14 protein-coding genes are annotated in these 13887 nt (G+C 46.3%); all 14 read left to right on the forward strand.

What is annotated here, in order from left to right:
* Positions 1-77: 77 nt before the first annotated feature.
* The 14 genes from BK127_RS07330 to BK127_RS07395 are packed head-to-tail and all read left to right on the forward strand — an operon-like array spanning position 78 to position 13887.
* Positions 78-821 (forward strand): YveK family protein, encoded by a 744-nt coding sequence (locus BK127_RS07330; protein ID WP_076229375.1) that lies wholly within the window; start codon positions 78-80, stop codon positions 819-821.
* The gene (locus BK127_RS07335; RefSeq protein ID WP_076229376.1) at positions 805-1440 is read left to right on the forward strand and encodes a CpsD/CapB family tyrosine-protein kinase; all 636 of its coding nucleotides are present in this window, start codon (positions 805-807) and stop codon (positions 1438-1440) included. Before BK127_RS07330 ends, BK127_RS07335 begins: the two co-directional genes overlap by 17 nt.
* A gap of 37 nt (positions 1441-1477) precedes the next feature.
* Complete coding sequence (gene galU, locus BK127_RS07340) at positions 1478-2416, forward strand: UTP--glucose-1-phosphate uridylyltransferase GalU (RefSeq protein WP_076229377.1); 939 nt, start codon at positions 1478-1480, stop codon at positions 2414-2416.
* Entirely contained in the window at positions 2385-3080 is a 696-nt protein-coding gene (locus BK127_RS07345) for a sugar transferase (protein WP_076229378.1), read from the forward strand. The genes galU and BK127_RS07345 overlap by 32 nt, the downstream gene beginning before the upstream one ends.
* Before the next feature lie 31 nt (positions 3081-3111).
* Positions 3112-4047, forward strand: coding sequence for a glycosyltransferase (locus tag BK127_RS07350; RefSeq protein ID WP_076229379.1), 936 nt, complete (start codon positions 3112-3114; stop codon positions 4045-4047).
* 9 nt (positions 4048-4056) lie between these two features.
* Entirely contained in the window at positions 4057-5397 is a 1341-nt protein-coding gene (locus BK127_RS07355; protein WP_076229380.1) for an O-antigen ligase family protein, read from the forward strand.
* Positions 5394-6164: a WecB/TagA/CpsF family glycosyltransferase gene (locus BK127_RS07360; RefSeq protein WP_076229381.1), complete on the forward strand. Its 771-nt coding sequence runs from the start codon at positions 5394-5396 to the stop codon at positions 6162-6164. Before BK127_RS07355 ends, BK127_RS07360 begins: the two co-directional genes overlap by 4 nt.
* Positions 6164-6709, forward strand: a complete 546-nt coding sequence (locus BK127_RS07365) for a VanZ family protein (protein ID WP_076229382.1) — start codon at positions 6164-6166, stop codon at positions 6707-6709. Before BK127_RS07360 ends, BK127_RS07365 begins: the two co-directional genes overlap by 1 nt.
* Positions 6706-8190 (forward strand): O-antigen ligase family protein, encoded by a 1485-nt coding sequence (locus tag BK127_RS07370; protein ID WP_076229383.1) that lies wholly within the window; start codon positions 6706-6708, stop codon positions 8188-8190. Before BK127_RS07365 ends, BK127_RS07370 begins: the two co-directional genes overlap by 4 nt.
* Positions 8153-9541: a lipopolysaccharide biosynthesis protein gene (locus tag BK127_RS07375; protein ID WP_083689140.1), complete on the forward strand. Its 1389-nt coding sequence runs from the start codon at positions 8153-8155 to the stop codon at positions 9539-9541. Before BK127_RS07370 ends, BK127_RS07375 begins: the two co-directional genes overlap by 38 nt.
* 16 nt (positions 9542-9557) lie before the next feature.
* A complete protein-coding gene (locus BK127_RS07380) occupies positions 9558-10394 on the forward strand; it encodes a glycosyltransferase family 2 protein (RefSeq protein ID WP_144026399.1) in 837 nt (278 codons plus the stop codon).
* Entirely contained in the window at positions 10381-11637 is a 1257-nt protein-coding gene (locus tag BK127_RS07385) for a glycosyltransferase family 4 protein (RefSeq protein WP_076229384.1), read from the forward strand. The genes BK127_RS07380 and BK127_RS07385 overlap by 14 nt, the downstream gene beginning before the upstream one ends.
* On the forward strand, positions 11615-12757 hold the full coding sequence (locus tag BK127_RS07390) for a glycosyltransferase family 4 protein (RefSeq protein ID WP_076229385.1): 1143 nt from the start codon (positions 11615-11617) through the stop codon (positions 12755-12757). Before BK127_RS07385 ends, BK127_RS07390 begins: the two co-directional genes overlap by 23 nt.
* A gap of 29 nt (positions 12758-12786) precedes the next feature.
* The gene (locus BK127_RS07395; protein ID WP_076229628.1) at positions 12787-13887 is read left to right on the forward strand and encodes a glycosyltransferase; all 1101 of its coding nucleotides are present in this window, start codon (positions 12787-12789) and stop codon (positions 13885-13887) included.

Raw genomic sequence — 13887 nt, forward strand, 5'->3', positions numbered from 1 at the left:
TACTATAAGATTTATCTATAAGCAGAATTCTCGACTTTGAACAAAAATAATCGATAGTTATGATTCGGGAGGATGACATGGAGAAAACGATACTTGATTACTTCATCATAGTTCGAAAAAAACTATGGTTGATTGCACTGTTTGTTCTGCTCTCTTGTGTAATGACTTACTACGTCAGTAAGACGTTCGTCCAGCCTGTGTATGTTGCAACTAACCAACTGCTGGTCAACAGTGTCATGAAGGACTCTGAATCTATCAGCCTTAATGATGTCAACATGAATCTAAATCTGATCGAAAGCTACAAGGAGATCATTAAATCAAACACGATTACTGAAACGTTAATTGCTAACCACCCTGAACTGCAGCTGACAAGAGAGCAATTGGACAAGAAACTGAAAGTAAGCTCCGTCGATAAAACGAACCTCATCAAAATTGAAGTGGAAGACAGCAATTATGGTAAGGCGGTTTTGATTGCCAACGAAATAGCACAAACCTTTATAGACGAAGTACCAAGCTTAATGAATGTGAACAATGTCAAGATTCTTTCTCCCGCTAATCTGGGTAAACTGCCTGCTCCGGAAAATGCCAGTATCGCGATGAATCTCGCCGTCAGTTTCATTCTTTCTGCGATGGCGGCTCTCGGTGTGGTATTCTTCCTGGAAAATATAAATGACACCCTTCGTTCCGAAAAAGAAGCTGAGCATTATGTAGGTTTGCCGGTTCTTGCAACGATTGGAACGATAAAGAAAACCAACAAACGAAAACGATCTAAAAACATGAGCGAAGAGGTGAGTGATCAAACTTATGTCACTGTTAAGTAATGTACTTGTCACTGAGACTGATCCAAACTCTGCCGTTGCCGAATCTTATCGGTCTTTACGTACTTCAATTAGGCACAAGAGACTTAAAAAGTCGGGCGAGGGAATCGTCCTCATGATTGCATCTCCTAAAGCACAGGAAGGTAAGACGACCACCTTATCCAATCTTGCCGTCACCTTTGCACAGGACGGTCAGAAGGTCATTGTCGTCGATTGTAATTTACGCCAGCCTTCTTTACACGCGATATACGGGTTGCCGAGTGATGCTGGACTTGCCCAATATCTAAAGTCGGCTTCTCCTGTTCAAGGCTGCACCTCCAAGGCCGCCCTTCCCAATCTGCATCTGATTACGTCAGGAGGGCAGCCACCTAACCCTTCGGAGCTGCTGGGTTCCCCAAGAATGGCGGAGCTGTTGGAACATTTAAAACAGCAATACGATGTGGTTCTTCTGGACTCGCCGTCCGTATTGGATTTTACAGATGCCGGGCTGCTGGCAGAGTACAGCGATGGTATCATGCTGGTTGTCAAACAAGACAGGACTAAACGTGAGTGGGCCAAACAAGCCAAGGAAAGGCTTGAACAGTCAGGAGCCAGGATGCTGGGTATGATCATAAACAAATAAGAGTGAGCTTCCACAAATCGATAGGAGGATAAGAGAGATGAAAAAAGTGAAGAAAGCAATTATTCCTGCAGCAGGATTAGGAACACGGTTCTTGCCAGCTACGAAGGCAATGCCCAAAGAAATGCTTCCGATCATCAACAAGCCAACTATCCAGTATATCGTGGAAGAAGCAATTGAGTCTGGGATCGAAGATATTATTATTGTGACTGGTAAAGGGAAACGAGCGATTGAGGACCATTTCGACAACGCTTTTGAGTTGGAGAGCAAGCTACTCGAAACCGGCAAGCTGGAAATGTTGAGGGAAATACAGCGTTCCGCCAAAGTGGAAATCCATTACATCCGGCAGAAGGAGCCGAAAGGCTTGGGACATGCAGTCTGGTGCGCAAGGAGATTCATTGGGAATGAGCCGTTCGGTGTACTGCTTGGTGATGATATCGTCACTAGCAAGGTTCCTTGCTTGAAACAGCTTATTGACCAATATGAGAGCTCCGAAAATTCAGTTATAGGTGTTCAGAAAGTACCATCAGATATGACCCACCGATACGGTATTATTAATCCCGGTAGACAGCAGGATCGGTTGTATCAGGTGAATGACTTTGTGGAAAAGCCTGAGCCTGGAACGGCTCCCTCCAATTTGGCGATTATGGGCCGTTACGTATTTTCCCCCAAAATCTTTGAGTTTTTGGAGCTTCAAGAGCAGGGGGCAGGCGGAGAAATTCAATTAACGGACGCCATTCAAAAGCTGAATCAAATCGAGCAGGTGCTCGCCTATCAATTTGACGGAATTCGTTTTGACGTAGGCGAACGACTCGGTTACATTCTCACTACACTAAGCTTTGCTCTGCAAAGTAAGGATCTTCGTCACCCGGTGTTGGATGCCATGGCTTCCATGCTCATCACAGAACAGTATCCGTCCATACTGGATCTTAAAGGAGGTAGGGACAATGGGTTTGCGAGAACTGCGGGAGGATTATGATTATGCTGTACCGCACAAGAGATATTATGGCAATGTAGCCCACAAGGAGAAGAGCTACGCTGCATATCTGTTTATAAAACGTATGCTTGATATAAGCTTATCCTTATGCGGAATCATGTTCCTACTCCCCTTATTGGTCCTTGTAGCTGCATGGATCAAGATAGAGGACCCGAAGGGAAAAATTTTCTTCAAGCAAAATCGGGTCGGTAAGGACGAGGTACAGTTTCCAATGTACAAATTCAGATCCATGGTGTCCAATGCTGAACAATTAAAGGAGCAATTGAAGGCTCAGAATGAAGTCAGCGGTGCGATGTTCAAGATGAAAAACGACCCGAGAGTCACTCGTGCAGGCAGGTTTTTACGCAAAACGAGCATCGATGAGCTTCCCCAATTATGGAATGTATTGATAGGCGATATGAGCTTGGTCGGACCGCGTCCTGCACTTCCAAGCGAAGTTCAAGAATACACGAATTACGATAAAAAAAGGCTGGCAGTAACGCCAGGTTGCACGGGCCTCTGGCAAGTAAGCGGAAGAAGCAGCGTAAGCTTCAAGCAAATGGTCGAGCTGGATTTGAACTATATCAAAAAACGCAGTATAGGGTTTGACTTGAAAATTATATTTAAAACCGTATTTGTACTACTGGGCTCTAAAGATGCCTTTTAATCAGTAAAAGACAGGGGAGGGGAGCAAATCCATGGTGCCTAATAACCAACAGCCGCATGTCTCCATCGTTATATGCACATATAATCGGGCTGATTTGCTGCGTGTAACCTTAGACTCCCTGCAGGGCTTGTCCAGTCTCGATAGGGCTGAGGTGATTATTGTGGACAATAATTCCACCGACCATACACGCAGCGTTGCGGAGTCATATATGAAGCGCAATACGGGTAATGTGGAGGTGGGTTATTACTTCGAGCCCAGTCAAGGACTGTCTGCAGCGCGAAATAAAGGGATTCAGGCGGCGAACGGACCTATTATCGCATTTCTGGATGATGACGCTATCCCCTGCTCCGAATGGATCAGCACGATTATTGCCGTATTCGAAAGCAGGCAGGACGTTTATGCGCTTGGAGGCATTATTCGCCCTAACTTTGAAAGCGACCGCCCTGACTGGTTGATTAAATCGCTTGAATTACCGTATACGATTGTGGATATGGGCAGCGCAGTGAGGGAGTACCCGCCGAAACGTCATCCGTATGGAGCCAATATGGCAATCCGCTGTTCTTTTTTTAAAAACCATTCGTTCCCAACGAATCTTGGCCGAAAAGGAAGCATGCTGCTGTCAGGCGAGGAATCCTGGATATTCGATAAAATGAAAAAAGAAGGCAAAACGATCCTTTATCATCCGGGGATGGCTGTCGTTCATTTTATCCCTGCCAGTCGGTTGACCCGGGAATGGATTCAACAAAGGTACTATTATCAAGGGATTTCAAATGCATGTATGCATAGTGGCTTTGGGAGTAAGGTTAGCCTTCTCGGTACGTTGGCAGGTAAAATGCTCTACATTATCGCTGCTTCTCTATTCGCCCGTAATGAAGGTAGCAGGTTGCTGATCAAATGCAGGCTGGAAAGTATACGCGGTACGCTCGATATGCTAAGGAGACGCGGAAATACGCCGCTGGTCAGGTGAGGGTTGCCTATGACGGACCTTCATCTACATTTGAAAAAGCCGGTATATGTCACAACTGCTTATGTATCCACTGCATGGATAACTGGAATCGCAGCGGTTTACCAGCCCGTCTTAAGTATCTTTGGAGTAGCTCTCCTTCTCCTGCTGGCTGTTACCGTTCATAACCCGGCACGAATCAGCTATCCGGTACTGCTGTCTACGGCCATATCAGTCAATTATATTATTGATGCAGATGTGTTCGGTATTGAAATTATCTCGTTGTATAAGCTTGGGATCCTGGTGCTGCTTATCCCTTGTATGCTTCAAAACGGTATTCGCTTGAAATTTGTGTATCCCATTCTTACGTTTGCAGCCATGCTGTTTCTAACTTTTTTTTTCTCGGAATGGCACCCGAGACTAAGCGCTTCTTTGTCGCTGAAAGCTTTTATCGGACTCGCGCTGCCGTTCGTCTTTCTGCTGATCCAGTGGAAGAAGGAGATGGCGCAGCGGCATATTCAAATCATCTGCCTGCTTCCTCTGGTAAGCGTTGCAGCAGGACTCGTCCTTCAGCTCGCACATCTGTATTCTTTCCTTGATGTCGAGTTCACAGGAGCTGTCAGGGTGCAGGGAGCGAATATTGCACCGCACTTGGCGATGCTGGCTTTTTTGGGAATTACGATTGCTCTGATTGAAACGAAACGCAATCCGGATAAAGCGACGTTTTTTTATTTTACGTTAGCCGCTAATTTTGCAGTGCTAATTGCAACAGGAACGCGCGGTCCGATACTAGCCATGCTGGCTATGGTTGCGTATTACTTCTTTGATATCGTCAGACAATATGTCAAAGGCAAGGTTATGCTGATTATTCCGCTTGTTTGTTCCGTAGCCTTGCTTGCGGCAGCTGTGTATGTGCAGTGGGACAATATGACAAAGCGTTCCTTTGAACGTCAAACAGGTACAGGAATTGACTTATCTGGCAGAACCGAGGCCTGGGCATTCTTCCTGAAAGGAGTGGAAGATTCTCCGATGGCAGGCAGAGGGCTTGGCTCCGTTACGGTTGCAAATGACGGAAGCTTATATAAGGGATTTGTCGTTCCGCATAATGAATATATTCGCTTCTACTACGATTCCGGCTACATCGGATGCGGACTACTATTTCTGTCTCTGCTGATCGTATTTGCTTTGATTTACCGGACTCTAGCTCCCAGCATAAAGGTTTATTATTTGGCATTTATATTCGGGTTCTTCCTGTATTCCTTTTCGGATAATACATTGTCTACCGTTCAATTCATTATTCCGTTCTGTTGGTACTTGAACTGCCTGTATCTGCTATCCAGGATAATCCCCAAAAAAGAAGATGTGATCCCATGAGTAGAGTGAATATGTTTAATGTCAATTTTGATAATTATGATTTTATGGATCTGCTGGGATTCATTGATGAAGTAATTCGCCAAAACAAACATTCCTACATTTTAACCTGCAATGTCGATCATTTGATCAAGCTTAGAAAGGATACCGAATTTCAAAAGGTATATTCAAATGCCGGAGCGATTGTTGCAGACGGAATGCCGATTATATGGGCCTCGAAGGTGCTAAAGAAGCCGTTGAAGCAGAAAGTATCCGGTGCCGATCTGTTTGAAAAACTGGGAGAAGCTTTTGAAGATAGGCAATACCGCTTGTTTTTCCTGGGATCGGCAGCTGGAATTCCAGAACAAGCGATGAGAAACCTTAAATCCTTATTTCCGGGTATGAATATCGTCGGCTGTTATTCGCCTTCATACGGCTTTGAGAACAAAGAAGAGGAGAACCGGCATATCGTACAGATGCTGATTGAGGCGAAGCCGGATATTGTATTTGTTGGCGTAGGCGCTCCTAAGCAGGAGAAATGGATATACCAGCACTACTTGAATTATCAGGTTCCGGTTTCTATTGGAGTTGGGGCTACCTTTGACTTCATTTCTGGCTCGGTCAAAAGAGCTCCCGATATTATGCAAAAAACAGGATTTGAATGGTTTTGGAGACTCGTGCAGGAGCCAAAAAGACTGTGGAAACGTTATTTGGTCGATGATTCTATGTTTATCGTTATGGTATGGAAGGAGTTCAGGAAGCAATTCAAGCTGAAACGGAGGGGAGCGTAATGAATGATGAATCATTCGGCTGGAATACCCGGAGGATGACTACTATTTGGGTTCCTGCCCTTATCGTGATGGCTGTCATATTCGTCCTTTCCTCCCAATCCTACGAGCAGCAGACGATCAAGACGCAGCTAACGTATGTGGTGCATAGTACCATCTTGAGCGATTATTTATCTAACATCAAGATCCAATACGGCTCACTAACGATTGATGGCAATAAAGACGGACCGGGTGGAGTACTTGAGTTTATGATCCGTAAACTTGCCCATGTCATCGAATATTTCCTGCTGAGCATAAGCTTGCTTAGAGGTATCCGGTATACGACAAAGCTTCGCCTTCCCAATGCCATGATCATTACAGTCTTGCTATCGGTCTGTTTTGCTGTGACGGACGAATTTCACCAGTTGTACGCGATCGATCGCGGGCCCAGACCGCAGGATATTGTTCTTGATACGGCAGGTGTGTTGATCGGTATACTGGTATACGGCTTGCTTGCATTATGGAAGAAGAGAAGACTTGTCAATACGTACAAGACGGAGGGCTTATGAGAACGATAAAAGATCTGTATTCATATCCCTTCATGAATAATGCGGCTGTCGTTGGTTTATGGGTATGTGCTGCATTGCTTGTTTCTATCATTATTGGCTTTTCCAGCGCAAACATGAGTCATGCCATCAGTACAGAGATTGCAATCTTGTCAGTGATTTTGTTCCCGGCCTTCGTTATGGCATTGCTTGAATCACGCAAGATTGTCCCTTATATTTTGCTTGTCTGGGCCATATGCCCTGAGATTAGAAGAATCGAGGATTGGCTTGAAGGCTCCTATCATTCCGTTTCGATGTTAAGTCTGGCACCGCTTCTTACAAGCGCTGTTCTCATTATTCCGGTTCTCGCCAATGTACACAAAATCGACTCACCCATTCGCAAAGTGCTTTTATTCCTGTCTTTGGCTTTGCTCTACGGATGTGTAATCGGTCTTACCAAGAACGGGACGGGTACCCTTTACGATTTGGTCAACTACCTGATTCCGATGCTGTTAATTCCGTACTTTGCCGTTGCTCCATTTGAAAAGAAAGATTTGGACCGATTGCTTATCACCTTCTCCAATATAGCGATTCTGGTTGCGGTTTACGGAATTATCCAGTATATGACTGTACCGCCATGGGATGCTTTTTGGATGAATCATGTGGAAATGAGCTCGATAGGCAGGCCCTATCCGCTGGAAATACGTGTATTTTCCACTCTTAATTCACCGGGACCTGCCGGTATGTTTATGGGAACTGCGCTTGCACCGATGATTCTGGAGAAACGATGGCGCGGAGCCTTGGGTTGGATAGGTATCCTGCTGGTAGCCGTAGGCTTACTCATCACGCTTGTTCGCTCGGCATGGCTGCTGCTATTCATCGATATTGCTGTTTATACGATGCTCTCATCGGGAACGCATAAATGGAAGCTGCTAACTCAAATAGGGGTGGCAGTGACCGCTATGTACTGGATTATCCCGAAGCTGCCAGGTGCTCAGGTGCTTATCGCCAGGCTGGAAACGATGACGGCCATCCAGGACGACCATTCCTACAACGAACGATTGGATTTTTTTCATACGGTTTTCCCTATGATGCTCAGCCAACCGCAAGGATTAGGACTCGGAAGTATAGGAGTCGGAACGAAATTGGACAATGGGGGCGCGCTTGGTGAATTTGGCATATTCGATAATGGGTTCGTCGCTGTCTTTCTTACATTCGGTATTATTGGAGGGTTTCTATTCTTCCGAGGGCTGACACTGATGGTCAAATATCTAATTACACGAAGTGAGGGAATGGCTGGATTTTTATCATATAGAAGTATGGCGGTTGCCTCCATAATTGGCAGCATAGCGAGCTTGATGTTTGAGAATGGCTATACGGGTTTGAGGGGCTTTCTGCTGTGGAAGATGGTGGGTATAGGGATCGTGGCGCATAAAGCCATAACACAGGGAAGGAGGCGAAGCCCGGATGCAGCAGCAGATCAACTTAAAGTTAGTCCGGATTAGGCCGATATTCGGTTTACTTAAAGCACTATTGTCCAGTAAGAGTAATATGGCTAATACAATCAGAACGATGCTCTTCAGTATTTTGATATTAGGAATTAATATGCTTACGGGTATTTTAACCGCACGCTTTCTGGGACCGTCTGGACGAGGCGAACAGACGGCCATGGTGTTATGGTCACAGTTTCTCGCCTTCAGCTTTACTTTTGGTATTCCTTCAGCATTAATTTATAACGTCAAAAAGAACATACAGGATGCTGCCAAGCTATATACGACTGCATTGTGGATGGGGCTAGCTGCGGGGACTATAGCCATGGCTGCGGGAATTATCTTTCTGCCCTATTGGCTCAATTCTTACTCCCATAATGTCGTGCTGTTCTCACAATGGTCGATGCTCTTTGTTCCCTTGATCGTTCTCTCTCAAATCAACAATGCGATGATGCAAGTGAGGGGAGAATACAAGCTGTACAACCGGCTGCGGTTTCTGATTCCATTAAGTACGCTAGCCTGCTTGGGTGTTCTGATCTTGTCGGGAACTATGCATGCTTATACATCGGCAGTCGCGTATTTGGCTCCGGCGGTTCCTTTCTATATATGGACGACACTGCGTTTAATTCAAGCCTATCAAATCATCTTGAAGGATGTTTTTCAAACCTTCAAGCAGTTAATTAGTTATGGGATTGGCTCTTACGGTAACGATTTAATGGGTAATCTTTCTTATTATATTGATCAGATTGTCATAGTTGGGCTATTGAACCCAGCACAATTGGGGCTTTACGCGGTTGCAGTCAGCCTCTCGCGGGTGGTCAACGTCTTCTCCACTTCGATTATCGCGGTGCTGTTTCCCAAAGCATCCGGCTTACCGAAGGATGAAGTGGTACAGTTGACCTTCCGTGTATTTCGCATTAGTACCTGTATCGCCATCATGGTATCGGCAGCCATTATGGTCATTGCGCCTTATGTCCTGACCCTGCTGTATGGTAATGAATTTAGGGAGGCGCTCGGCGTGTTCAGACTGCTTCTGCTGGAAGTTTCCATATCCGGTGGAACGATGGTTCTGGCCCAAGCTTTCATGGCGCTTGGTAAACCGAAGGTTGTCACGATTCTTCAGGGGCTTGGACTGCTGCTCGTCATTCCGATGCTGATGCTGCTCGTTCCAAAGCTTGGACTTACCGGCGCAGGGATTGCGATGCTGTCGTCCGTATTAATCCGTTTTCTGTTCATTCTAATCAACGTACGATTTACCTTGAAGATGAAGATCCCGTGGCTTCTGATTACGAGGGAAGATGTGCGTTGGTTAATATCAGCGTTATCTGCGTATAAAGCGAACAAGTCTGCTGAATCAAGGGAATAAAGGAGGTGTAAATCCGATGATCGACCATTGTGCTTCTGCAGGGAAGTATCTCATATCTGCGGTCATTATTGCCCAGGATGATGAATCAAGGATTGCCGGCGCTATAGCTTCCTGCAAAGCTTTCGCTGATGAGATCGTCGTGGTTGACGGAGGGAGCAAGGACGGTACCATTCGAGTCTCCGAGCAATTAGGCTGCAAGGTATATCAGAATCTTTGGCCTGGTTATGCCAAGCAGCGTATTTATGGGAGCGAACGGGCATCACATGATTGGATATTCGTCATCGATACCGATGAGGTGGTGAGCGAGCTTTTAGCCAAGTCCATTCTGGAGAGAAAGAGAGATTTATCGGATGGGAAAATAGCTTATGCTGTCTTTCGAATCGGAGATTTTTTGGGTCGTTGGATGGGGAAGGGGGAACGTCTGGTTCGTTTATATAATCGAAACAACGTTCAATATAAAGACAGCCTGGTTCATGAAATACCGGATGTATCGAATACACAGGTTATGAATTTACAAGGGACATTATGGCACTACGGTTTCCGCAGCATTAACGATCATGTTGCCAGGTTTAACAAATATACCGATTTAGAGGCGGAGGAGGCCGTTATTGCGGGGAAGCCGTTTAGATGGATTCGATTGCTGTACCGTCCTCCGGCGCGTTTTATACAAAAATATGTGATTCAGGGATTGTACAAAAAAGGTGTCCCCGGTCTTGCCGTTGCTATATTCTGGGCGATGTACGAGTTTCTGGTTTGCTTAAAGCACTATGAAAGTGCTCTTGTTCACAGCAAGGTGAAACATCGACATGAAGAAGAACCGCTAAAGGAGGGAAAGAAATATGCCATCCAATAAGCTGCAAATTCTGTCTATCGGGATGGGCTGGCCGTCTTCCCAGGCGGGTGGATTGAATACCTACTTTAAGAATATCTGCGAAAATCTTTCAGACCGGAGTAAGCTGCATGCTCTGGTATGCAGCAAGGATAACCCAAAGGTTAGAGAGGGAATGCGCGTTACCAGCATTACTGATCCTGATATGAAACTCGGGAAGAGGCGGAGCATGTTCCGCACGTATGCAGCCAAGCTGATGGATGAGCAGGAGATTGACATCCTGTATTCGCATTTTGCACCATATGGCGTGGGGGCCGCCGAAGAAGCCAGGAAGCGAAATATTCCGGTAGTTATGGCGTTTCACGGTCCATGGAGCGAGGAAATACGTGCTGAAGGGGGGGGCCTAACGCACCGTATCAAAGCATGGATCGCCAAGTCGATGGAAATGAAGGCCTATAGGCTTGCGGATGCTTTCATCGTATTGAGTGAAACCTTCCGTGACGTTTTGCACCATCAATATGGGATTCCATTTGACAAGATATTCATAATTGCCGGTGCGGCTGATATACGACGGTTTCAGCCGTCCGAGGACCGCAGGGAGGTCCGGAGAAGTCTTGGCTTAGCGGAAGATGGCACAACGGTGCTGACGGTAAGAAGGCTTGTTAATCGAATGGGCTTGCTGCAATTGCTCGATGCATGGAAGGAAGTTGTCCAGCACTTTCCTGATACTGTGCTCTTGATAGGAGGGAGGGGGCCGCTAAAGGAGCAATTGGAAAGCCGAATCGCGGAGTACGGTCTCGAAGGCAAAGTTCGATTGCTTGGTTACATCCCTGACAGCGATCTTCCCAGATATTATCAGGCCGCTGATTTGTTCGTAGTTCCTACCCAATCGTTGGAAGGCTTCGGATTGATTACCGTCGAAGCCATGGCCTCAGGACTTCCCGTTACAGCAACGCCTGTTGGGGGTAGTCGGGAAATATTAGAGAAGTTCCGCCCCGAAATGCTGTTCAAGAGTGAGAAGAGCAGCGATATCGCAGAAGGGATCATTCGTTTACTGAAGCATAAGCAGCATTGGCCTACCGCTGAACAATGCAGGAATCACATTCTGGACAACTATACGTGGGAGCATGTAACGAACCAGGTGGAAGCTGTTTTTGAAACAGTACTTGACAAGTATCGAAGCACCGACAGCCGGGATCGCAATTTATGGACACCGAGCACACGGAAAGGGAGGCATGATACGGATGTTAAGAGTAGCGTACATTGATCATACTGCCAGATGGAGTGGCGGAGAGGTTGCCCTTTATAATATTTTGACCCATCTGGGCAGCCATGTGGAGCCGTTGGTCATTTTGGCGGAGGAAGGCGTCCTGGCCGACAGACTGAGGGAAAAGGGAATCCAGGTTCGTGTCATCACCATGAATGAGAAAGTCAGGAACCGCAACCGGAACGCCGTCAATATGCAGATTGTCTCCGCAGCCTTTCAATTACTGTCCTACGGAAGAGGGCTTGCCCGGATTCTGAAGGAAGAGCAGGTCGTCTGCGTTCATACAAATTCCTTGAAATCAGCATTTTATGGTGCGGTTGCAGCGAAATTAGCTGGAATTCCATTGATCTGGCACATCAGGGACCACATCGGCGAGCCCTATTTGAAGCCCGTCGTAGCGAAGACCATCCGGTTGTTGTCACGTATACTGCCTAACGGTGTCATTGCCAATTCCAATTCTACTCTAAATGCTTTGAAGCTGCCGAAATCAAAGAAAACATTGGTCGTCTATTCTTCCTTTGCCAAGGCTATCAACCCAATACCGGGCGTAACTGTGCTGAAGCCGAAGTTCACTGTGTTGCTCGTTGGGCGTCTTGCCGAATGGAAAGGCCAGCATATTTTACTGGAGGCGGCCAGGTCGTTCTTGCCTGACCAGCATGTCCAGTTCTGGCTCGCTGGCGATGCACTTTTTGGAGAGGATGCTTATAAGGAGGAGCTTTTTCGTCAGATTGAAGTATACGGGCTAACGAATGTAACCTTGCTCGGGCATGTCGAGCATATTCAGGAATTGATGCAGCAGGCTGACCTTCTCGTCCACACCTCAATTACACCTGAACCTTTCGGGCAAGTGATCGTGGAAGGGATGGCAGCAGGGCTGCCGGTTATTGCCTCTAATGAGGGTGGACCCACTGAAACTGTCGTACATGGCGAAACAGGACTGCTTATCACACCTGGAGATCCCGCTCTGCTTGCCCGCTCGATCCGTGAGCTGCTGGGGAATCCGGAAGAAAGACGCAGAATGAGTGAGAATGGCAGGAAACGTGTGCAGGAGCATTTTGTCATTGAACGAACCGTTACCCAAATCACAAACTACTATGAAGGATTAATTTCCAATATTTAACTAAACCATGGGGAAAAAGGATGGATCAAATGAAAATAGCAATAGCGCATGATTATTTGATTCAAATGGGCGGTGCCGAAAGAGTCGTAGAGGTCTTTCATCATATGTATCCGCAGGCGCCTATTTTCACCACGGTTTTTAGCAGCAATGGGCTGCTTGACGCACTTAAGGATGCGGATATACGTGCCTCCTGGCTTCAAAAAATGCCAGGAGGGGCAAATAACTTCAAGGGAATGCTTCCCCTTTACCCATTTGCGATTAGGGATTTCGACTTCCGTGAATTTGATATGGTGCTCAGCTCCAGCAGCGCATTCATGAAAAGTATTCAAGTGCCGAAGGAGACTTTCCATCTTTGTTACTGCCATACGCCAATGCGGTTTGCATGGGACTATGACACTTACATGCAAAGACAGTCCAAATCCAATGTGCTGAAGCAGCTTTTGAAGATCTACATGCAGCAGCTTAAAACTTGGGATCAAAGGACGTCAAAGAACGTAAATCAATTCGTTGCCAATTCATCTGTTGTGAAAAACAGGATTCAAAATTATTATAACCGGGACTCGGACGTTATTTTTCCTCCGATCAATACATCGAGGTTTCACAGCTCTGCGACAATCGGGAACTATTATTTGATTGTTTCCCGGCTTGTGTCCTATAAACGGATTGATCTGGCCGTGGAGACGTTCAGCCGCAATGGACTTCCTTTGTATATCGTCGGAGAAGGGCCCGATCTTGGGCGGCTGCGTCAGCTGGCTAAAAGTAATGTGAAATTTCTCGGCAGGCTGGAGGATGGGGACGTTACGAAGCTGATGGCCGAGTGCAGAGCATTGATCTTTCCCGGTGAGGAGGATTTTGGCATTACGCCGCTTGAAGCCAATGCTGCAGGAAGGCCGGTTATCGCTTATCAGTCTGGAGGCGCACTTGATACCATCATGCCGAAGCTGAACGGGATTTTCTTCAAACGTCAAGAAATCGATGATCTGGATGCTGCTATAAATGAAGTCGAAAATCACGCTTGGGATGTACAGCAAATCGTCAACCACGCTCGGAAGTTCGATGAGAAGGCATTCATGGTGAATTTCAAAAATTATATAGGTAAAGCTTATGAAAAATTCAGAGAGGGACGGTGA

Source organism: Paenibacillus sp. FSL H7-0331 (genome assembly GCF_001956045.1).

Coding starts and splice junctions, on each gene's coding strand:
- BK127_RS07330 (WP_076229375.1), top strand. CDS start 78: ATGGAGAAAACGATACTTGATTACTTCATCATAGTTCGAAAAAAACTA.
- BK127_RS07335 (WP_076229376.1), top strand. CDS start 805: ATGTCACTGTTAAGTAATGTACTTGTCACTGAGACTGATCCAAACTCT.
- galU (WP_076229377.1), top strand. CDS start 1,478: ATGAAAAAAGTGAAGAAAGCAATTATTCCTGCAGCAGGATTAGGAACA.
- BK127_RS07345 (WP_076229378.1), top strand. CDS start 2,385: ATGGGTTTGCGAGAACTGCGGGAGGATTATGATTATGCTGTACCGCAC.
- BK127_RS07350 (WP_076229379.1), top strand. CDS start 3,112: ATGGTGCCTAATAACCAACAGCCGCATGTCTCCATCGTTATATGCACA.
- BK127_RS07355 (WP_076229380.1), top strand. CDS start 4,057: ATGACGGACCTTCATCTACATTTGAAAAAGCCGGTATATGTCACAACT.
- BK127_RS07360 (WP_076229381.1), top strand. CDS start 5,394: ATGAGTAGAGTGAATATGTTTAATGTCAATTTTGATAATTATGATTTT.
- BK127_RS07365 (WP_076229382.1), top strand. CDS start 6,164: ATGAATGATGAATCATTCGGCTGGAATACCCGGAGGATGACTACTATT.
- BK127_RS07370 (WP_076229383.1), top strand. CDS start 6,706: ATGAGAACGATAAAAGATCTGTATTCATATCCCTTCATGAATAATGCG.
- BK127_RS07375 (WP_083689140.1), top strand. CDS start 8,153: ATGCAGCAGCAGATCAACTTAAAGTTAGTCCGGATTAGGCCGATATTC.
- BK127_RS07380 (WP_144026399.1), top strand. CDS start 9,558: ATGATCGACCATTGTGCTTCTGCAGGGAAGTATCTCATATCTGCGGTC.
- BK127_RS07385 (WP_076229384.1), top strand. CDS start 10,381: ATGCCATCCAATAAGCTGCAAATTCTGTCTATCGGGATGGGCTGGCCG.
- BK127_RS07390 (WP_076229385.1), top strand. CDS start 11,615: ATGTTAAGAGTAGCGTACATTGATCATACTGCCAGATGGAGTGGCGGA.
- BK127_RS07395 (WP_076229628.1), top strand. CDS start 12,787: ATGAAAATAGCAATAGCGCATGATTATTTGATTCAAATGGGCGGTGCC.